This window comes from Anaerococcus provencensis (assembly GCF_000312365.2).
Lineage (GTDB): Bacteria > Bacillota > Clostridia > Tissierellales > Peptoniphilaceae > Anaerococcus > Anaerococcus provencensis.
Window position 1 is genome coordinate 143,966 of sequence record NZ_HG003687.1, and the last position, 20,079, is coordinate 164,044.

Sequence of the window (20,079 nt, forward strand, 5' to 3'; positions counted from 1 at the left end):
TTACCATTATACATGAATCTTACCCGTTTTTGAAGAAAAGTTGTAATATCAAAATGGTATAATATTTTTATGAGGATAGCAACATTTAATGATTTAGATAAAATATACAAAATAGTAGAAAAAGCAAAAGAGTCACTAAAAAATGACGGCGTTGACCAATGGCAAAAAGGTAGCCCTGATAGGGGGCTTTTGGCTCGTCAAATCTCACGAAATAGGGCCTATGTCTACGAAAAAGATGGCCAAGTAATAGCTTATGCATATCTATCAGAAGACTATGAACCTACTTACGCTAGCGTAAGAAATATGATGAAGGGGGAAAATTCTATAACAGTTCATACCTTTTGCATAGATATCGATTTTGGTAAACAGGGGATTGCGACCAAATTTTTTGGTCAGATAATTGATTTCGCAAGAGATGAAAATAGGGATGCAATAGAAATTGATACCCACCAGGATAATTTTAGGATGAGAGGACTCATAGAAAAGATGGGATTTTCTTACATGGGCATAATATATGTCAATGATAATGGAATTCCTATGCCTAGAGTCGCCTATGAGTTGATGTTATGATAAATGATAGGCAAAAAAAAGTTATATCTGCTAGCAATTATCCTGCAGCAGTCATAGCTGGACCTGGTACAGGCAAGACCTTTACCATAGTAAAAAAGGTCACAGACCTTGTCAAAAACCATGGTCTTGCACCAAATAGAATATTGATTACAACTTTTACAAAAAAGGCTGCAGCTGAGCTTAACGTTAGGATTCTTAGTGAGTTCAAAAAAGAGGGCATAAAAACTGACCTAGATGACTTAAAGATAGGCAACTTCCATTCCTTAGCCAATATTTTTATAGAAAAATATAAAAAACTTGATTATGATTTTTTCCCGTCAATGGTTATAGACCAGGATATGGAAGGCTATATACTAGAAAAAAACCTTGGTATCTTTAAGGAAATTGAAGATTTTGACAAGTACATCAGATATGGAGAAGTTTCTAAAATCCGGGAGATTTTCGAGTCCATTACCAACAATCTAATTGACCTAGATATGTTAAGGGCTTCAAAGGATCCGATAGATAGGCTTTCTTTTGAAGTATATATGACCCATCTTAACTTACTAAAGTCAATGAAATTAATGAATTTCCAGATGATTTTAAAAAAGTTTTACGACTTATTATCAGATGATGTCATAGGAGATGCTATTAGAAATTCAATAGATTTTGTAATCATTGATGAATACCAAGACACTAATCTTATCCAACAAGAAATCGCCTTTAAGCTATTAAAGGATAAGAACCTTATGGTTTTTGGTGACGATGACCAGTCACTTTATAGCTTTAGGGGAGCAGATCCCAAAAATCTATTAGAATTTGACCAGGTTTGCAAGGATAAGCTTGGTAAATCTGCAAGTATCTACAAACTAGATATAAACTACAGGTCAAACCAAGCCATCATAGACACTAGCCAAAAGTGGCTAAATAATTACTTTGGGGCAAATAGGTCAAAGCAACTAAAAGCTATAGACCAAGAGAAAAATCCCAACTCACTTGTAAGGGCAAGGGCCAATAACAAAGAAAATTTGCTTAAGATAATAAAAATTTTAAATGAGAAGATAAATTTTGGGCAAATTGCTTTCTTGTTCCCAAGTCTAAATTCTGCTTATCCAAAGGAATTAGAAGCATTTTTTAAGAATGCGGGGATTAAGGTTATAAACTGGTCTTCTAGCAAATTTTTCTATAGAAGAGAAATCAAAATCCTAGTTTATATACTTGCTAGCATATATTCATCATATCCGTCCAATTTAACCTATAATGATTACCTGACCTATGAGGAAAAACAAAGGTATTTTTTTAGGTCATATTTGGCAGACCTATTTGATGATCAATCTTTTAAGTCAGTAGAAATGGACGAATTTATAAGGTATTTTAGAGATAATAATCCAAAATCTATAAGCGAGATAGTATATAAGGCTTTTTCCTTGCCGATTTTTGCAGATATTTTGGATAGAAAACTAGGAGAAATCAATAGCGATAGGGCTATGAGAAATATAGGTAAATTTACTAAAATAGTTGCCGATTATGAAGATATATTCAAAAATTCTTCTGGCCTAGAATTCATCCATGGCTACCTATATTACTTTTTCAAAAAAAATTCTATAAAAGAATTTGACGATAGTACACCAGACTACGATGCAATTAACTTTATGACCATCCACAATGCCAAGGGCTTGGAATTTGATACAGTATTTGTCTCAGGCTTAAATGATTATCCTAGGGCAAATAAGAAGAAATTATTAGAAAAATACGATTACTCAAGGGCTGATAAGGATTCTGCTGACAAAGACTTTTATAGGAAGTACTACACTGCCTTTACTAGGGCAAAAAATCTCTTGGTAATCTTGGATAATTCTAGGGATCAAAGATTAGTAGACTTTGCAAATAGCCTAGACAATACTTCCAAGCTATCGACTATAGATCTTCAAAAAATCAATGTAGAAATCCCAAAACCAATTTTATCATTTACTACAGACATAGAAGTTTATGAATCTTGTCCACTAAAGTATAAGTTTATAAGGAAATTAAATTACAAACTTCCAAAATCTAAGAGTCTAATCCTAGGAACGAATATTCACGCCTTAGCTGAATATATAGGTCTTCATAAATATATTGATGAACATAAACTTAATGAGATTATAGCTACAAACAATGCTTATAGCAAAGCTATTGATAATTTCCGCAAGCGAAACTTTGACCTAAGCTTAAGCGAGATCAATTACAAGGTTGATAGAGATTTTTATATACTTCAGGGAAATATTGACCTTATCTTAGATGATGGGTCTATAATGGATCTTAAAACTGGCTCATATGATCAAGAGACTTTAGAAAAATACAAGAAACAATTGATAACATATAAGTATCTTTGCGAATTTAATGACCATTTCCCAAATAAGCTATACCTATATTTCATAGAAAAAGACCAGGTCATAGAAGTTAGCCAAGAAGACTTTTCTATAGAAAAAATTGACCAAATAGCAAAAAAAATTTTCGAAGAAAATATTTATAAAAAAACTGATAAGAGGGTAGAATGTAAGTATTGCCCTATGAAATATTACTGCCATAGAAATTGATCTACTGTGCAATACAATATAGTTAGGTGATAATATGATTGAATCTCAAATGTTAAAGGGTGTAATCGAGGGTGTAATCCTCCACATCATAAAAAATAATGAAACATACGGCTACGAAATAGTAGAAGAACTCAAGAGAAGTGGTTTTTATACCATGACTGAGGGAACAGTCTATCCAATCCTACAAAGAATGACCAAAAAGGGGTATATTCTAGCATCATACAAAAAATCAGAGATTGGACCTAGACGCAAGTATTATTACATCAGCAAAAATGGTGAAAGGTACTTGGAAAATTTTTACCAATCATTCAGCGAGCTAAATCAAGCTGTAGAGAATGTCATAGATAGGGGAAATAAATGAGAGTAGATAAAATGATAGGAAATGCTAATCTTGACACCAGGAGAAACATCAAGAGAAATGCAAAAAAAGGTGCCTTAGTAATAAATGGTGAAGTTGTAAAAGACACATCTACCCAAGTTGATCCAAATGTCGATGAAGTTTTTTACATGGGTGAATATGTAGATTATTTCGAAAATATTTATATAATGATGAATAAGCCTTCTGGCTATTTGTCTGCAACAATTGATGAAGATCCAACTGTCATAGATTTACTTGATCCATTTTACCAAAATCTTGACCTATCAATAGCAGGGCGCCTGGATAAGGACACAAGAGGACTTTTGCTAATCTCTACAGATGGCAAATTCGTCCACAAGGTAACCAGTCCAAACTCAAATATAGAAAAAACTTACCTTGTTGAAACGAGGGATGATATAGATGAGTCTTTTATAGAGAAATTTCAAGAGGGTGTAGAAATCAAGGAAGAAGCATATATCGCAAGGCCTGCCAAACTTGAGATAATTGCTGATAAAAAGGCTATAGTCAAAGTGACAGAAGGTAAATTCCACCTTGTCAAAAGATTATTTTCAAACCTTGGCAATGAAGTCATCTCTCTAAAGAGAACTGCAATTGGAGAACTTAGCCTAGATCCACATTTGGAAGAAGGCTCATACAGAGAATTAACTGAGGAAGAATTAGATTTATTTGTTGACTAAATTATTTTATAATAATAAAATATAGAGTCTTAGGAGGATAGCTTGTACAAAAATTATATAAAAAAATTACTGGACTTTGTGCTAAGCTTTCTTTTGCTCATAATCCTAAGTCCAGTATTTTTAATAATAGCAATAGTATCTAAAATTGAAGAGCCTAAGGGCACAGTTTTCTTTAAGCAAGAAAGGGCGGGAGTAGATAATAAGCCGTTTTTGTGCTACAAATTTAGGTCTATGAGCATGGATGCTCCAAAAAACGCATCGACCTGGGAGCTAGAGAACCCGGATTCCTTTATTACTCCTCTGGGCAAATTTTTGAGGAAAACCTCCCTAGATGAACTTCCACAACTTATAAATATTGTAAAAGGCGAAATGAGTTTCATAGGTCCAAGACCCGTTATCCTAAAGGAAAGGGAACTCTTAGACCTAAGGGAAGCAAATGGTTCGGCCATGGCCAAGCCAGGCATTACTGGACTATCGCAAATATCAGGCAGAGATAACCTAGATCCTGCCACCAAGGCTCATACTGATGCCATATATGCCAATGATATTACTTTTATAAATGACCTTAAGATTATCCTTAAAACCATACCAAAAGTTTTTAAGGCTGAGGGGGTTAGAGAGGGTAAACAAGATTTTTAAAAAAATCGAGGAAAAGATTTGCAAAACTTTATAATTTGTGATAAAGTTTAAGTATAATAATATAAGTGATGAGAACGAGCTGATAATGAAATTACAGGCTCGTTTTGTCTTTTATTGGGGGGTATTATGAACACTTCTGACGTTTTTGAACAACTTTATAGCAATCCTGTCATCATGGCAGTGAAAAACAACAGAGACTTGGAGAAGTGTTTGGAAAACGAAAACACTGTTGTTTTTGTCCTTTATGGCAATATCGATACTATTCCCATAATAGTAGATAAGCTAAAGTGCAAAAATAAGACTGTTATCGTTCATGAAGACCTCATTGAAGGATTGTCAAGTTCTTATTATGCGGCAAGTTTTATAAAGAAATATACCAAGGCTGATGGCATAATCACTACCAAGCCATCAAATGCATCTTATGCAAGAAAGATGGGACTTTTCACAGTGCTAAGATTTTTTGTATTTGATTCCATGGGATATGAAAATATGAAACAAACCATAAAGGATGCAAACTGCGATGTAATCGAAATGCTACCTGGCATAATGCCTAACCTTATAAAAGACATCAAAAAAAGAACCAATATACCAGTAGTTGCAGGGGGTCTTATAACTACCAAAGAAGAAGTTATGGCAGCCTTAAACTCAGATGCTATTGCAATCTCATCATCAAATTATAGTGTTTGGCAAATGTAAGGAGGAATTTATTATGAGTAAGTACATTATGGCCTTAGACGCAGGAACAACAAGCAATAGAGCGATTATTTTTAACAAACAAGGTGAAATCATATCTGTTGCACAAAAAGAATTTACCCAACACTTTCCAAAGCCAGGCTGGGTAGAACACGATGCTACAGAAATTTGGTCAACTCAACTTGGAGTTTGTACTGAAGCTATAGCAAAGAAAAATATCGATCCATCTGAAATAGCTGCAATCGGTATTACCAACCAACGTGAAACTACAATAGTTTGGGATAAAGAAACAGGCGAACCTGTTTACAATGCAATCGTTTGGCAATGTCGTCGTACAGCAGATATGGCTGACCAACTTGTAAAAGATGGTTATGGCAAGATGATCAAAGAAAAAACTGGTCTTGTAGTTGACCCATACTTCTCAGCTACAAAGATTAGATGGATTCTAGACCACATTGAAAACGGTCAACAAAGAGCAGAAAATGGCGAGCTATTGTTTGGTACAGTTGATACATGGTTAGTATATAACTTAACTCGTGGTAAAGTTCACGTTACAGACTATACAAACGCTTCAAGAACAATGCTTTATAACATCAAGGAACTAAAATGGGATGATGAACTTTGCGAGATGCTCAATATTCCAAAATGCATGCTACCAGAAGTAAAACCATCATCTTGTGTTTATGGCGAAACTAACGAAAAATTATTTGGCGCACCAATAAAAATAGCAGGTATGGCAGGAGACCAACAATGTGCATTGTTTGGACAAACTTGCTTCAACCCTGGAGATGCAAAAAACACTTACGGAACAGGTGCTTTCTTACTAATGAACACAGGCGAAGAAGCAGTAGAATCTCAAAACGGTCTACTTACAACTATAGCTTGGGGTCTTGAAGAAGGAAAAGTAAACTACGCTCTAGAAGGTTCAATCTTTGTTGCAGGTTCTGCTATCCAATGGTTAAGAGATGAACTAAGAATCGTAGATGCTTCTGATGATACAGAATATATGGCAACAAAAGTTGACGATACAGACGGTTGCTACGTAGTGCCAGCATTTACAGGTCTAGGAGCTCCATACTGGGATCCATATGCACGTGGAACAATAGTAGGAATTACCCGTGGTACAAGCAAATATCATATTGTAAGAGCAACCCTAGAATCACTAGCATATCTAACAAATGACGTTCTTGCAGCTATGTCAATTGACTCTGGTACTGAGCTTCACGAACTTAAAGTTGATGGTGGAGCAAGTGCAAACAACTTCTTGATGCAATTCCAAGCTGATATGATCCAAACAAAAGTAGAAAGACCAAAAACACTAGAGACAACAGCACTTGGCGCAGCATACCTTGCAGGCCTTGCAGTAGGTTACTTCCAAAACCAAGATGAAATCATCAAAAACCGTCTAGTTGACCGTGAATTCACACCTCAAATTTCAAAAGAAGAAAGAGACAAAAAAGACTACAACTGGCAAAAGGCAATTTCAAGATCAGTTGACTGGGCAAAAGATTTAAAGTAAATATAAATTGAGAAAGAGCTACTAAATTTTACGGGTGCTCTTTGACTAAAAAGGGCCAGCCATGGTCCTTTTTTATTACATATAAGGAGAAAATATGAGAGATGTAGTAATAATTGGTGCAGGTGTAACAGGAACATCTGTAGCCTACAATTTATCCAAATTTAAGGGTGACTTTCTAGTAGTAGAAAAACACGCTGATGTTTGCGAAGAAACAAGTAAAGCAAACTCTGCCATCTGCCACGGTGGTTACGATGCGGAACCAGGCAGTATGAAGGCAAAAATGAATGTAGAAGGCAACCACATGATGAGAGAGATAGCAGATGAATTATCTTTCCCATATAAGCAAATAGGTACTCTAGTTCTATGCCACAGAGAAGAAGACTTCCCAAAACTACAAAAGCTATATGACCAAGGTATAGAAAATGGCGTTTCAGGTATGGAAATAATCTACAATGAGGAAATTCTAAAGATGGAACCTCATGTAGAAAAAGACGTATATGCAGCTTTATACAGTAAAGAAGCTGGTATAGTAGATCCATTTTTGATGAATGTAGCTTACGCAGAAGGCTCCAATCTAAATGGTGTAGAATACAAATTAAATGCAGAAATAGTAGAAATAAAAGAAGCTGATGACCATTACATACTAAAAACTAAAGACGGAGAAGAAATAGAAACAAAGGCTGTTGTAAATGCAGCTGGTCTATACTCAGATGCTATCCATGATATGGTAATGGATGACAACAAATTTGAAATCAGAGCTCGTCGTGGAGAATACTTACTATTAGACAAGGCTACAGCAGGATACGTAAACCACGTATTATTCAACTTGCCAACAGAAAAAGGTAAGGGAATCTTAGTATCACCTACCATAGATGAAAACACCCTCATAGGTCCAACATCTGACTTTGTAGATGATAAGGCTGACCTAGTTACAACAAGAAAAGCTATAGAAGAAGTAATAGATAAGGTAAATGATACAGTAGATAACGTTCCAGTTCGTCAAGTAATCACATCATTTTCTGGTAACAGAGCCCATGAAAGTAGCGGAGACTTTATCTTACAAGAAACTAAAAAGGGATTCTTTGACTGCGTAGGTATCGAATCTCCAGGCCTTACATCAGCACCAGCCATAGGTAAATTCATGGCAAATTTGGTAAAAGACTCTCTAGAATTAGCAGAAAATCCTGACTTTAAAGCAGGCAGAAATCCTATACCAAAAACAAGTGAAATGACTGCCGAAGAACACAATGAACTTATAAAGAAAAATCCAAAATACGGAAAGATTATCTGTAGATGTGAGAAAGTCACAGAAGGCGAAATCCTTGATGCAATCCATGCACCAGTCGGGGCTACTACAGTTGACGGTATCAAGAGACGTTGCCGTGCAACAGCAGGTAGGTGCCAAGGTGGATTCTGCCTTCCATCTATTATTGAAATTCTATCCCGTGAACTTGGAGTGGATCAAGAAGAAATAACCAAAAAGGGCAACAAATCCACATACATTGAAAAGAGAGTTAAGTAAGGAGAAATAAATGCGCGATTATGATTTAGTAATAATTGGTGGAGGTCCTGCAGGACTTTCTGCCGCTGTAAAAGCCTATGATGAGGGAATTAAAAACATCCTAGTTGTAGAGCGTGACAACAAATTAGGTGGTATCTTAAACCAATGTATCCACAATGGATTTGGCCTACAAAGATTTAAAGAAGAGCTCACAGGCCCAGAATACGCTCATAGATTCATCAAAGAAGCGAGAGAACGTGACATAGATATAATGCTTAATACCATAGTAATGGATATGCATGAAGACAAAACATTACTTCTAATGAATGAAGAACGTGGTATGTTTGAAATAAAGCCAAAGGCAATCATCCTAGCTATGGGTTGTAGGGAACGTCCAAGAGGAGCCCTAAACACTCCAGGAAGCAGACCAGCAGGTGTTTATAGTGCAGGTACAGCTCAAAAACTAGTTAACCTAGAAGGCTATATGCCAGGCAAGAAAGTTGTAATCCTAGGATCTGGTGATATAGGCCTTATAATGGCTCGTCGTATGACCCTTGAGGGTGCTAAGGTAGAATGCGTAGCAGAACTTATGCCATTTTCAGGTGGTCTAAAGAGAAACATAGTTCAATGTTTGCACGACTATGACATCCCACTTTACTACTCAACAACAATCTCTGGCATCAAGGGAACTGATAGGGTAGAGGGTGTTTACCTATCAAAGGTTGACGAAAACCTAAGAGTTATAGAAGGAACAGAAAAATTCATAGAATGTGATACTGTACTATTATCAGTAGGACTACTACCAGAAAATGAACTTACCAAAGAAGCAAATATCAAGCTTGACCCAAAGACAAAGGGTGCCTATGTATCAGACAAACTAATGACCAGCGTAGATGGTGTATTTGCAGCAGGTAACGTACTTCACGTCCACGATTTAGTAGACTTTGTATCAGAAGAAAGTGAACAAGCAGCAGTTAATGCAGCAAACTATATCAAGGGTGAATATACTCACACTAGCGATAAAACCATAGAAATGGTAGCTGGAGATGGAGTATCCTACACACTTCCACAATACCTAGACTATGAAAATATGGACGATTCTATCATAGTAAAATTCAGAGTAAATAATGTATATCCATCTAGAAAAATAGCTGTTTATACTGATGATAAGTGCATTACAGAACGCAAAAAAAGAGTATTAGCTCCAGGTGAAATGGAACTATTAAGACTTAAAAAAGATGATATAGATCCAGATACAAAGAAAATCACAATACAATTGGAGGAAGTATGAAAAAACAATTTACATGTATAAACTGTCCTTTGGGTTGCCAAGTTGTAGTAACCATGGATGGCGAAGAGATTACAAATATAGAAGGAAACAACTGTAAACGTGGAGAAATCTATGTAAGAGATGAGATCAAAGATCCAAAAAGAATGGTTTGCTCTACAGTTAAAGTAAGCGGGAATGACGCCTATAGCGTTCCAGTAAAAACAGAAACAGCTATTCCAAAAGGACTTATCTTTGAATGCATGGAAAAAATCAACCAAGCAGAAATCAAAGCACCAGTTCATATAGGTGATGTAGTTATAGAAAATCTCCTAGACACAGGAGTGAATGTAATAGCAACTGACGAAAGATTGTAAGCAATATAAAAGATCCATTCGAATGTGAGTGGATCTTTTAATTATTATTTAAAACATATTTTTCTATAGCTTCCCCAACAGCTCCCTCTTCATTGGTCGCATCTGTCACATAGGTTGCTACATCTTTAACTTGAAGATGGGCATTATTAACAGCAACTGATGTACCTGCTGCCTGTAACATAGCTACATCATTGTAGTTATCACCAATAGTTAGAGCCTCGCTTATGTCAAAACCGTAGTGGTTGCAGACTTTCTTAAGGGCTATACCCTTGTCCACACCCTTGGCATTTATTTCCATAAACATATCAGAAGAGTAGGCTATCTCGACATCGTAGTTGGTAATTGCTGCTATATCTACTTCTAGTGAGTGCAAGAAGTCTATATTTGGATCTTTAATCAAGGCCTTAAGTATGAGTTCATCCTCCAAGAAATCAATATTTCCGTCATTGATTTCTATAACCTTGCTATCGTTGGTGTATATATGATTTCTTTCAATAGGGTCAAGGTTTATAGCGTATTTCTTATCTAGAGTATAGATGTAGGCTTGCAAATTGTTGTCTTTGCAATAATCAAATACAGCCTTTGCATATTTAAACTCAAGTGGAAGTGATGATACAATTTCCCTATCTAATGCCTTTATGATTATTGCACCGTTACAGCAAATTATGAACCTATCTTCGTCTATGACACCAGCTTGATCTAGTATATCATGTAGTTCATATGGGCCACGACCAGTTGCAAGCATAACTATAATGCCCATTTCCTGGGCCTTGGCTATGGCTTCTCTATTTCTTTGTGACACATTTTTATTTTTGTCTACTAGGGTTTCATCTATGTCGGATGCTATTAATTTAATCATATTTTCCCTATAAGTTAATTTTGTCCCAAGAATTTGATTATATCATCAGATTCGTATAAGTATTCTCCATCATGGTATAGGCATGGCACTTGTCTTTTGCCAGCTTTTTCTATGAGTTCATTCATAGCTTCTCTATCTTCTTCAATATTTACTATTTCAATTTCGATATTATTTTCTTTCATAAAGTTTTCAACTTTTTTGCAATAAGGACAAATAGTTCCTACAAATAATTTGTAATCTTTCATTTTTTTCTCCTATATTTTCATAATTAACTCATTATGGTATATTATACTAATAGTAAGAAAATTTTAAAGGTGGCAAAATGAAATCTAAAATAATGAGCGTGATTAGATTTATCCTAATCCTGATAATATTAGCCTGCATTGCTATCCTAGGCAAAAGACTACTAGACTATAGAACTAATGCACACAACAACAAAGAAATAACTGACATAGTAAAATCTGTTGAAGAGGAAACTGGTGTCGAAGAAAGTGATACTGAAGTTAATCTCGACAACAAGGACGAATACACCAAAAAGCAAGAACACTATGCAAAGATTATAAATGCCTTGAAAAAACAATATAACAATGATGATATCATAGGCTTTATAGACATACCAGGAGCAGATGTTTCTTATCCACTAGTCCAGGGCCCAGATAACGACTTTTACCTAAGGCGTGGACTTAACAAAGAATATGATATTGCTGGTTCAATTTTCATTGATATGAACAATACACCAGACTTCAATGATGACAATACAGTAATCTACGGTCACCACTTGGAAATCAAATCAATGTTTACTCCACTTGACCAATACAGAAAACAAGAATTTGCAGAAAATCACCAGACAGTCTACTTGGCAACCCTAAATGAACTTAGAGAATATAAGATCTTCTCAGCCTATGGCATACCAGCTGACTACCAATATAGGACCTTATACTTTACCAATAGGGACGATGTAGTGCCTTTCTTTAACCAACTAAGAAGCAATTCAGAAGTCTTACTTGATAGTCCAACCTTCAAGGAAGACGACCAAATCATCACCCTATCAACCTGCCAATACGACTACGAAGACCAAAGACTTGCAATCCACGCAGTTAGGGTTAGATAGATGTATTATAAAACAAAAGATAAGAGAAAACTTGATATAGTAGAATCTCCTGAGGGCCTAATACTTAGAGAAGATTCCTTCAACCCCACCCATATATTCGAATGCGGCCAAGCCTTCAACTTCCACAAGGAAGAAGATGGATCTTACACAGCAGTTTTTTTGGATATGATTATAAATCTTCGGGAAAAAGAAGATTATGTCCTAATCAGAAATGTATCACTAGAAGATTTCTATGAATACTTTTATGATTATTTTGACTTAGGAACTGACTATGGGAAAATCAAGGAAATACTTTCTGACGATGAGACCCTAAAACTTGCAAGTGACTATGGCTATGGGATAAGAATCCTAAACCAGGAGATGTTTGAAACAGTAATATCCTTTATCATTTCTGCCAATAATGGCATAGCAAGGATAAAAAAAGCTGTAAGGATTATAAGCGAACGTTATGGGACCTACATAGGAGAATACATGGGCCGAGCATATTACTCTTTTCCAAGGCCAGAGGTCCTAGCAGAAGTTGATCCAGCAGATTTGCGAGAATACGCTAGGGTAGGCTTTAGAGATGTGAGAATTGTAAAGGCAAGTCAGATGATAAGAGATGGCTACCTAGACTTCGCACGCGATATGAATCTTGATAGCTTAGATTTAAAAGAAAAATTAATGGAAATGCCTGGCATTGGCCCAAAAGTTGCCGATTGCATCTTGCTCTTTACCTTCCATCGAAGGGAAACTTTCCCGGTTGATGTATGGATTAAGAGAGTTATGGAGACCTTATTTATTGGCCATGAAGTACCAAAAAAATTGGTTGATAGCTATGCAAGAGATATTTTTGGCGAAAATGCTGGCTATGCCCAACAATACCTATTCTATTACGGTAGAGAAGAAAAAATCGGAAAATAATTTGACTGGAATCATCCAGTCTTTTTCTTTGCCCAAATCCAAATGTTAAATCTATGTAAAGTCGATTAAATAAAGGCCTAAGATGGTATAATTATAATAGAAATACTCAAGGAGAAGGCCATGAAAAAAATATTATCAGTTCTCTTATCACTAATTTTACTTGTATCTTGTTCTTCTAGTCCAGAAGAAAAGAATTCTAGTTCTCATTTTCAAACTTCCCAAAGCTCTGGGGAGACTCTAAAGATTGTGGCAGGTTCTGAAAACAAGGAACTTGAGCCAATAATTGAGGAATATGCCAAGGCAAATAAGCAAAATATAGAAATAGATTATTTGGGGTCCTTGGACATCATGAGATTATTAAGCGACCCTGACATTGCTTACGATGCTGTTTGGCCAGCTTCATCTATTTGGCTAAATATGGGAGATACCAACCACATCCTAAAATACCAAGAGACCACATCCCAAAGTCCAGTTGTTTTTGGTATCAAGAAGTCCTTGGCCGAGGACCTCGGCTTTGTAGGAAAGGATGTGACTGTCAAAGAAATAATAGATGCCATAAATTCTGGCAAGCTAAAATTCACCATGACATCAGCAACCCAGTCAAACTCTGGGGCATCTGCTTACCTAGGATTTCTAAATGCCCTTGCGGCCGACAAAAACGGTCTTACAAGCGAGGACTTAGCAAATGAAGACTTGCAAAATGAAATTACCTCCCTACTTGCAGGAGTAGAAAGGTCCTCTGGTTCGTCAAACTGGCTAACAGAACTGTTTTTATCAGGCGATTACGATGCCATGGTAAACTACGAGCAGCTAGTAATTGCAACCAACAAGGCCTTGGAAGAAGAGGGCAAAGAGCCTCTATACCTGGTTTATCCAGTAGATGGCCTATCTATATCAGATTCGCCACTTGCCTATTTGGACAAAAATGATAGCAAAAAAGAAGAAGCCTTCAAGAAGTTCCAAGAATATCTCCTATCCGATGAGGCTCAAAGTCAGATTGAAAAAACTGGCAAGAGATCTGCTTATGGTACAGTTCGTGAAGAAAACAGGGATATCTATAAAAAAGACTGGGGCATAGACTTGGATAAAACCATAAGTCCGATTAGATTTCCTAAGGCAGAAGTCATCATGGAAGCTCTCAATATGTACCAAAGTGAGTTCAAAAAACCAGCCTTTACCATCTATGTCTTAGATTATTCTGGATCTATGGGAGGAAATGGTGGCTATGAACAAATGAATGAGGCGTTGGAACAAGTTCTAGTACCAGAAAATGCCAAGGCCAACCTACTTTTAGGCACCAACAAAGACATGACATATATACTTCCTTTCTCAGATTTGGTTCTAGGAGAATTGATGGCTAGTGGAAATGGGGAAGAACTTGATAGCCTATACCAAGAATTATCAGAAAATTATAGTCCAGAGACAGCAACTTTTATGTACGAAGCTATTGACGAGGCTATATCCATACTAAAAAACAACGAGGATAAGCTAAAGGACTATAGTCCAGCCATAGTTGTCCTAAGCGATGGTATGCCAAATGGTCCAATGGATTTTGATCAGCTGAAAGAATCTTACCAAAGTCTGGGATACGACGTGCCTATATTTAGTATCCTCTTTGGTGATGCCAGGAAAGAGGACCTAGAAGAGATAGCAACAATGTCAAAGGCTCGTGTATTTGATGGTAGAAGTGATATGATTAAGGCCTTCCAAAATGTAAAAGGATACAATTAATGAAGGAATCTCTTAGAAACTTTAAGGCACTTTTGGTCTCTTTGCTAACTTTCTTCGCCCTGCTTTTGGGTTTTAAATGGCACTTTATAGTGGCAGCCATCCTTGCTGTAGGTGTCTATGTTGGCGTTTACCTAATCAGCAAACCAAAGATAATGATAGGCAACACAGACATAGAAGCCCTAGAAAATGGCCAAGAGATCAATCAAATCTATAAAGGTTTTGAAGATGACATAGGAAAATTAAAGGCCTTAAGTGCGGATATCAAAGATAAAGAAATCAGTGGTAAGATTGGAAAACTTATCAAAACTTGCCTAGACATAAGATTTTACCTAGAGAAAAATCCTAGAGAAATATCTAGATCCAGGTATTTCTTGGACTATTATGTAAAAACCGCAAGTGAAATAGTCAAAAACTACAGCGATTTGGAAAAATCCAATGTGAGTTTGGATAAGTTTAACGAGATCAAAGATAAGTCCAATCAGTCACTAGATTTATTAAATGAAATTTTTGCCAAACAACGTGACTCCTACCATAAAGATAAGATCAACCAACTTGAGGTGGAGACAGACCTACTTGAGCAAACTATTAAGCTTGGAGGAGAGATAAAATGAAAGAGAAAAAATGGGGATTTTTGGTCCTACTTTTAGTCATAGCCCTAGCAGGCGGCTATATGTACTGGACTAAGCAGACTCCAGAAAAGGTAGAAATATCTGGTTTTATTGGCGGTGAGAAGATTCCCCTTGTAGAAAACCAAAATTTTAAGGACAAGGTCAAGAAATCCTACGGCTTATCCATGGACTATCGCAAGGAAGGCTCCCTTGCCATGGCAGAAGCAGACACTGAAGGCAAGGATTACTTGTGGCCATCTAGCCAGCTTGCCCTAGAACTTTTTAGAAAACATGGTGGTAAGGACTTGCAAAACGAGATAGTTTTCAACACTCCCATAGTTTTATACTCCAGAAAGCTTGTTGTCGATGCCCTTATCAAAGAAGGGATTGTAAGAGAAGATGAGGGGGTCCACTACATAGATATGGTGAAACTTGCCAATCTCATGGTAGAGGAAAAGACTTGGGATGATATAGGATTATCAGAACTTTATGGACCGATACTTGTCGATACAACAGATCCCAACCAGTCCAACTCAGGAAATATGTTCCTAGGCCTTTTGGCCAACGCCCTCAATGGCAACAAACCCGTGACCATGGCTTCAATTGACAAAGTAGATTCTGATATAGAACGTATCTACAATCAAATTGGCTATATGCAGACATCATCTATAGATATGTTCAACCAATTCCTACGCCAAGGCTTGGGATCTTTCCCAATTATAGCTGGCTACGAATCCCAGCTCTTGGAATTTTCCAAGCAAGAGCCAGAAATGTATGACAAGATAAAGGACGATGTAATAATCCTATATCCAGAACCAACTGTTTGGTCATCCCACGTATACATTGCCCTTACAGAAAATGGTAAAGTTGGCCTAAACGCCCTCATGGATAAGGACATCCAAGCCCTAGCATGGAAAGAACACGGATTTAGAACAATAGTAGCAGGCACAGAAAATCCAGAAGATTTTCAAGTAAAAGGCATGGCAAATCAAGTAACAAAAATCATGCAAATGCCAAACATAGAAGTAATGCAAGAACTAATGGAGATTATAAAATGATAAATAATTTAGCATTTAATATCAATTTTATTAAATTATAAAAAAAGAATTCGCGAAGCGAACTTCTACTGATTATTGCCCCACGCAGTGGCAGAGGGAGATAAATGACCGTTGATTTCGGTCATTTATCCCGAAAACGTAGTGCGGGAGCACGTAAGAGCTTCGTGAGAAGCGAGTTTTCGTAGAAAAGGGTTTGGTTGTTCAGTAAAAATGGCAAAAGGGGCCTGTCCTCCATAAGCCGGACGGGCTAATCAACCCATACCGCCCTGCTCCCCGGATTAAGCGGATAACGTAAATTATTTAAAAATTTATATTGATTAGAAATAGCTATAAAAATATTAAAAATTTATAAGGAGTGCTTTATGGCAGATTATTCTCTAGACAACTTGATGCAAGATAGTGGCAAGACTACTGATATTATCCTAGACAAAAACGAGCTTGCAGAAGCTACAGAAAAAAGAGTCCAAAACATAAGTCCAGAAGATAGGCAAAAAATCGACCAAATCAAAGATCAAATAGACCTTAGAAATTCTAGCCTATCATCAATCTATGGAACCAATGCCCAAAAGGGTATAGCAAAATTTTCTGATGAAATCCTATCTGAAGTAAGGTCCAAAGACACTGGCGAAGTAGGAGACTTGATGCGTGACTTGCTGGTAAAGGTAAATGATGCTGACATTCAAAATTTTGGCGAGAAATCTTTCTTAGACAAATTTTTTGGTGGACCAAAAAAACAAGTTGAAAAATACTTGGCCAAATATCAAAATATGGAAACACAAATTGACAAGATATCTGCCCAGCTTGAGACAGCTCGTATGAGCCTACTTAAAGACATTGGCGTATTTGACAAGCTTTACGAAGAAAATATAGCATATTTCAAAGACCTTGAAAGATATATCATAGCAGGCGAAGAAGCTATAGATGAGATGAGAAGTGAGGCCTTGCCAAAGCTTTACAAAGAAGCTGAAAATTCTGACGAACCAATGGCCATGCAAGTCGTGCGTGACTTTGAAGAAAATGTCAACCGTTTTGAAAAACGTATCTTTGACCTAAAGACATCCAAGGCTGTAGCCCTACAAACAGCCCCACAAATCAAGCTCATCCAAAACAACGACCAGTTATTAGCTGACAAAATCACTGATTCTATCAACAACACAATCCCACTTTGGAAAAGCCAAGTTGTCATAGCCCTAGGCCTCAACCGCCAACAAGAAATAGTAAAAATGCAAAGGGAAGTCTCAGATACAACCAACGAGCTTTTGCGTAGGAACTCAGAAAACTTGAGGAATTCAACCGTGGAAATCCAAAAAGAAGCCCAAAGATCTACCATAGATGTTGAAACCATAAAGGAAGTCAATCAAAATCTTATTGCAACCATAGAAGAATCTATGCAAATTCAAGAAGATGCCAAAAACCAAAGAAAAGAAGCGGAAAAAGAACTTATCATGGTCCAAGAAGAATTGCGAGAAGAACTTGCCAAAACCCTAGCTCCTCAAACCAGGGGAGAATAAGAAAATGATTGCAATTTAGCCTAGCTTTGTGGTACTATATAGTCAATATGGAGGACTCATGAAAAATACAGGAAAAAGATTAAGAAAATACACAGCCCTAGCCTTGGCTTTGGCAATAGTTAGCCCAGTGGCTGCCTTTGCAAGCGAACAAGAGCAAGCTGATATTATTCTTACAGAAACAAAGCTAGAAACTAATCCTTACCAAAAATCTATAACAACGACCTTATCAGAAGATGGCACAAAAATCATTTATGATATTGATATCAAAAAAGACCAAGCAAAAGGAAATCTTATCGCTTATATCTATCAACTAGGCCAAAGCAATATTGAAAATCTAAGCCTAGAAGGTCAAAGCATTGACACAGACCTTGGCAAGGCTATAAAAGTAGATTTAAAAGATCAAAGCAAACTAAGACTAACAGCTGACATCAAAGAAGGAAAAACAGACAACCTATCCTTTGATCTAGTCCTTGTAGATGACTCTGACTACACCGATCACACACATGTAGATGCAAAACTAGTAAAAAATGCAGACAAATTAGAAGTTGAAGAAGTAAAGGCTGAGGCAAATAACTTAGGTCTATCAGGTCTATTTACCGACTCAGAAACCATATCTTGGGCTGATAGCCTAGTAAATAATACTAATGAACCAATAAAAACTGACTATATACTAAACGTTAGCGCTAATCAAAGTGTTGAAAATCAAAAATTAAGCCTGGATTTTTACCATCTTACTAGTGAGGGTTACAAGCTAGAAGAATCAAATTCCTATGACCTAGGCTCCATCAAAGACCTAGAAATAGCTCCTCACAGCCTAGTAAAAATATCATTTACTACAAAAGCTTTGCCAAGCAATGAAGCTTACCAAATAAATGATGCAATTGTTACAAACAATAAGACTACTAGTCCAGATGAATTATCAGAAACTGACAAGACAAAAGAGAATCAGGCAAAAGAGCTTACAGAAAATCTAAAGGATACAAGTAAAGAAATCCAAACAACACTTGTAGAAAACGAGAAAAACCAAGATGCCGGTCTAACTAAGAAAACAGATGAAAAACTAGAAGATAAGCTTAACCAAGTCAAAACAATAACCGTTGATGATAACAAGGCTAAAACAAAAGAAGTACAGGCTCAAGAATTGACACAAAAAATCAACTCAATAAGCGGACAAATTAGCCAAATCTTACAGGAAAATGAAGCTCAATTGCCAGATACTATAATGAATGAGGCATCTAGTGAAGAAAAACTAGCAAGTTCAAAAGAGTTAACAGCAATTGAACTTACAAATAAACTTGAAAGAATTACGGGGGAAATAGAAGAAACCCTAAAAACAGTCGTGACAGCTGACCAATACAACAAGTTTACCACAAATTCTTCCAAAGAAGACCAAGCACAGGAATTAATCAAGACCCTAAATAATCAAACAAGCCAAATACTAGAAGTATTAAGACAAGTAGAACTTGGCCAAGAAGCCAACTATTTAGACCAACACCCAGAAGAATTGGCAAAAATAGACAAGCTTTTAGAAGATGTAGAAAAATTTGACGAAAATACAAAGAAAACAATAAAAAAAACCAAGAGAAAAATAAGGACTATGTAAGCCCACACTTTGTGATTGTAAAGGAAGATTTCTCCAAAGAAGTTTATAAAAAACTAGAAAATGTTGTAACTGTAACTCTAGACCCACTAGAAAGAAATCAAACAACAATGACAAAAGAAGAAATCAAAAAAGAATACCCATCAATAGCCCACTACTTAGAAAACCTAGAACTAAGAAGTGACTTACTAGATAGTCTTAAATAGAAAAACAAACTAAGGCCTCCGGGAAACCAGGGGCCTTATTTTTTGGTATGACGGGAATGTTCTAATGCTGGGTGAAAATCCCTACAGGGCGTAGTTACCAACGAATCTAATAGCGACCCCGAAGTTTTAGATGGCGACATCTAGGAGAGAAGAACGGGTTGCGAAATCGTGGCTTGACGAACAGGAACAGAATACAAGGCGTAACAGGTGGGCAAGCTAACCTAAGATAGCAAAGACCCAAAAGGTAACCGTAAACCCAAAGCGTAAATTCTGCGAGTAAACGATGAAAGTATTAGAACTAACCCCGTGAGTTCT

Annotated in this window: 20 protein-coding genes; 18 read left to right on the forward strand and 2 right to left on the reverse strand. The window is 36.6% G+C overall.

Features of this window, described 5'->3' with window-relative positions:
• Positions 1-69 precede the first annotated feature (69 nt).
• The 10 genes from BN38_RS08175 to BN38_RS08220 all read left to right on the forward strand — a co-directional run bounded on the left by BN38_RS08175 (position 70) and on the right by BN38_RS08220 (position 10,177).
• On the forward strand, positions 70-570 hold the full coding sequence (locus BN38_RS08175) for a GNAT family N-acetyltransferase (protein ID WP_044566756.1): 501 nt from the start codon (positions 70-72) through the stop codon (positions 568-570).
• A complete protein-coding gene (locus BN38_RS08180) occupies positions 567-3,125 on the forward strand; it encodes an ATP-dependent DNA helicase (protein ID WP_044566758.1) in 2,559 nt (852 codons plus the stop codon). Before BN38_RS08175 ends, BN38_RS08180 begins: the two co-directional genes overlap by 4 nt.
• A gap of 34 nt (positions 3,126-3,159) precedes the next feature.
• On the forward strand, positions 3,160-3,486 hold the full coding sequence (locus BN38_RS08185; RefSeq protein WP_195890896.1) for a PadR family transcriptional regulator: 327 nt from the start codon (positions 3,160-3,162) through the stop codon (positions 3,484-3,486).
• Positions 3,483-4,181 (forward strand): pseudouridine synthase, encoded by a 699-nt coding sequence (locus tag BN38_RS08190; protein WP_044566760.1) that lies wholly within the window; start codon positions 3,483-3,485, stop codon positions 4,179-4,181. Before BN38_RS08185 ends, BN38_RS08190 begins: the two co-directional genes overlap by 4 nt.
• A 42-nt stretch (positions 4,182-4,223) precedes the next feature.
• A complete protein-coding gene (locus BN38_RS08195; RefSeq protein WP_044566762.1) occupies positions 4,224-4,820 on the forward strand; it encodes a sugar transferase in 597 nt (198 codons plus the stop codon).
• 126 nt (positions 4,821-4,946) lie between these two features.
• Positions 4,947-5,516, forward strand: a complete 570-nt coding sequence (locus tag BN38_RS08200) for a glycerol-3-phosphate responsive antiterminator (RefSeq protein WP_044566764.1) — start codon at positions 4,947-4,949, stop codon at positions 5,514-5,516.
• Between the two features lie 13 nt (positions 5,517-5,529).
• On the forward strand, positions 5,530-7,032 hold the full coding sequence (gene glpK, locus BN38_RS08205) for a glycerol kinase GlpK (RefSeq protein WP_044566766.1): 1,503 nt from the start codon (positions 5,530-5,532) through the stop codon (positions 7,030-7,032).
• 94 nt (positions 7,033-7,126) lie between these two features.
• Positions 7,127-8,554, forward strand: a complete 1,428-nt coding sequence (locus tag BN38_RS08210; RefSeq protein ID WP_044566768.1) for an NAD(P)/FAD-dependent oxidoreductase — start codon at positions 7,127-7,129, stop codon at positions 8,552-8,554.
• A gap of 10 nt (positions 8,555-8,564) precedes the next feature.
• On the forward strand, positions 8,565-9,824 hold the full coding sequence (locus tag BN38_RS08215) for an NAD(P)/FAD-dependent oxidoreductase (protein ID WP_044566770.1): 1,260 nt from the start codon (positions 8,565-8,567) through the stop codon (positions 9,822-9,824).
• Complete coding sequence (locus BN38_RS08220) at positions 9,821-10,177, forward strand: DUF1667 domain-containing protein (RefSeq protein WP_044566772.1); 357 nt, start codon at positions 9,821-9,823, stop codon at positions 10,175-10,177. The genes BN38_RS08215 and BN38_RS08220 overlap by 4 nt, the downstream gene beginning before the upstream one ends.
• A gap of 37 nt (positions 10,178-10,214) precedes the next feature.
• Here BN38_RS08220 and BN38_RS08225 read toward each other — a convergent pair whose 3' ends face one another.
• Positions 10,215-11,036, reverse strand: a complete 822-nt coding sequence (locus BN38_RS08225) for a Cof-type HAD-IIB family hydrolase (protein ID WP_044566774.1) — start codon at positions 11,034-11,036, stop codon at positions 10,215-10,217.
• A 14-nt stretch (positions 11,037-11,050) separates the two neighbouring features.
• Positions 11,051-11,281, reverse strand: coding sequence for a glutaredoxin family protein (locus BN38_RS08230; RefSeq protein ID WP_044566776.1), 231 nt, complete (start codon positions 11,279-11,281; stop codon positions 11,051-11,053).
• A 77-nt stretch (positions 11,282-11,358) separates the two neighbouring features.
• Here BN38_RS08230 and srtB point away from each other — a divergent pair, with 77 nt between their 5' ends.
• The 8 genes from srtB (at position 11,359) to BN38_RS08270 (ending at position 19,764) form a co-directional block, all read left to right on the forward strand.
• The gene (gene srtB / locus BN38_RS08235) at positions 11,359-12,147 is read left to right on the forward strand and encodes a class B sortase (RefSeq protein WP_044566778.1); all 789 of its coding nucleotides are present in this window, start codon (positions 11,359-11,361) and stop codon (positions 12,145-12,147) included.
• Positions 12,148-13,050: a DNA-3-methyladenine glycosylase family protein gene (locus tag BN38_RS08240; RefSeq protein ID WP_044566780.1), complete on the forward strand. Its 903-nt coding sequence runs from the start codon at positions 12,148-12,150 to the stop codon at positions 13,048-13,050.
• A 120-nt stretch (positions 13,051-13,170) separates the two neighbouring features.
• The gene (locus tag BN38_RS08245) at positions 13,171-14,781 is read left to right on the forward strand and encodes a substrate-binding and vWA domain-containing protein (protein ID WP_044566782.1); all 1,611 of its coding nucleotides are present in this window, start codon (positions 13,171-13,173) and stop codon (positions 14,779-14,781) included.
• The gene (locus BN38_RS08250; protein ID WP_044566785.1) at positions 14,781-15,392 is read left to right on the forward strand and encodes a 5-bromo-4-chloroindolyl phosphate hydrolysis family protein; all 612 of its coding nucleotides are present in this window, start codon (positions 14,781-14,783) and stop codon (positions 15,390-15,392) included. Before BN38_RS08245 ends, BN38_RS08250 begins: the two co-directional genes overlap by 1 nt.
• Positions 15,389-16,447, forward strand: a complete 1,059-nt coding sequence (locus tag BN38_RS08255) for a substrate-binding domain-containing protein (protein WP_044566787.1) — start codon at positions 15,389-15,391, stop codon at positions 16,445-16,447. Before BN38_RS08250 ends, BN38_RS08255 begins: the two co-directional genes overlap by 4 nt.
• A 362-nt stretch (positions 16,448-16,809) precedes the next feature.
• Positions 16,810-17,958, forward strand: a complete 1,149-nt coding sequence (locus BN38_RS08260; RefSeq protein ID WP_044566788.1) for a toxic anion resistance protein — start codon at positions 16,810-16,812, stop codon at positions 17,956-17,958.
• A gap of 58 nt (positions 17,959-18,016) precedes the next feature.
• Entirely contained in the window at positions 18,017-19,561 is a 1,545-nt protein-coding gene (locus tag BN38_RS08265) for a hypothetical protein (protein ID WP_044566789.1), read from the forward strand.
• A gap of 11 nt (positions 19,562-19,572) precedes the next feature.
• Positions 19,573-19,764 (forward strand): hypothetical protein, encoded by a 192-nt coding sequence (locus BN38_RS08270; RefSeq protein WP_044566790.1) that lies wholly within the window; start codon positions 19,573-19,575, stop codon positions 19,762-19,764.
• Positions 19,765-20,079 lie beyond the last annotated feature (315 nt).

Excerpts from the sequence above, each read along its gene's own strand:
- BN38_RS08250 (WP_044566785.1), top strand. The coding sequence starts at position 14,781 with ATGAAGGAATCTCTTAGAAACTTTAAGGCACTTTTGGTCTCTTTGCTA.
- BN38_RS08200 (WP_044566764.1), top strand. The coding sequence starts at position 4,947 with ATGAACACTTCTGACGTTTTTGAACAACTTTATAGCAATCCTGTCATC.
- BN38_RS08240 (WP_044566780.1), top strand. The coding sequence starts at position 12,148 with ATGTATTATAAAACAAAAGATAAGAGAAAACTTGATATAGTAGAATCT.
- BN38_RS08210 (WP_044566768.1), top strand. The coding sequence starts at position 7,127 with ATGAGAGATGTAGTAATAATTGGTGCAGGTGTAACAGGAACATCTGTA.
- BN38_RS08190 (WP_044566760.1), top strand. The coding sequence starts at position 3,483 with ATGAGAGTAGATAAAATGATAGGAAATGCTAATCTTGACACCAGGAGA.
- BN38_RS08245 (WP_044566782.1), top strand. The coding sequence starts at position 13,171 with ATGAAAAAAATATTATCAGTTCTCTTATCACTAATTTTACTTGTATCT.
- BN38_RS08230 (WP_044566776.1), bottom strand. The coding sequence starts at position 11,281 with ATGAAAGATTACAAATTATTTGTAGGAACTATTTGTCCTTATTGCAAA.
- BN38_RS08175 (WP_044566756.1), top strand. The coding sequence starts at position 70 with ATGAGGATAGCAACATTTAATGATTTAGATAAAATATACAAAATAGTA.
- srtB (WP_044566778.1), top strand. The coding sequence starts at position 11,359 with ATGAAATCTAAAATAATGAGCGTGATTAGATTTATCCTAATCCTGATA.
- BN38_RS08265 (WP_044566789.1), top strand. The coding sequence starts at position 18,017 with ATGAAAAATACAGGAAAAAGATTAAGAAAATACACAGCCCTAGCCTTG.
- BN38_RS08180 (WP_044566758.1), top strand. The coding sequence starts at position 567 with ATGATAAATGATAGGCAAAAAAAAGTTATATCTGCTAGCAATTATCCT.
- BN38_RS08260 (WP_044566788.1), top strand. The coding sequence starts at position 16,810 with ATGGCAGATTATTCTCTAGACAACTTGATGCAAGATAGTGGCAAGACT.
- BN38_RS08185 (WP_195890896.1), top strand. The coding sequence starts at position 3,160 with ATGATTGAATCTCAAATGTTAAAGGGTGTAATCGAGGGTGTAATCCTC.
- glpK (WP_044566766.1), top strand. The coding sequence starts at position 5,530 with ATGAGTAAGTACATTATGGCCTTAGACGCAGGAACAACAAGCAATAGA.
- BN38_RS08225 (WP_044566774.1), bottom strand. The coding sequence starts at position 11,036 with ATGATTAAATTAATAGCATCCGACATAGATGAAACCCTAGTAGACAAA.
- BN38_RS08255 (WP_044566787.1), top strand. The coding sequence starts at position 15,389 with ATGAAAGAGAAAAAATGGGGATTTTTGGTCCTACTTTTAGTCATAGCC.
- BN38_RS08220 (WP_044566772.1), top strand. The coding sequence starts at position 9,821 with ATGAAAAAACAATTTACATGTATAAACTGTCCTTTGGGTTGCCAAGTT.
- BN38_RS08215 (WP_044566770.1), top strand. The coding sequence starts at position 8,565 with ATGCGCGATTATGATTTAGTAATAATTGGTGGAGGTCCTGCAGGACTT.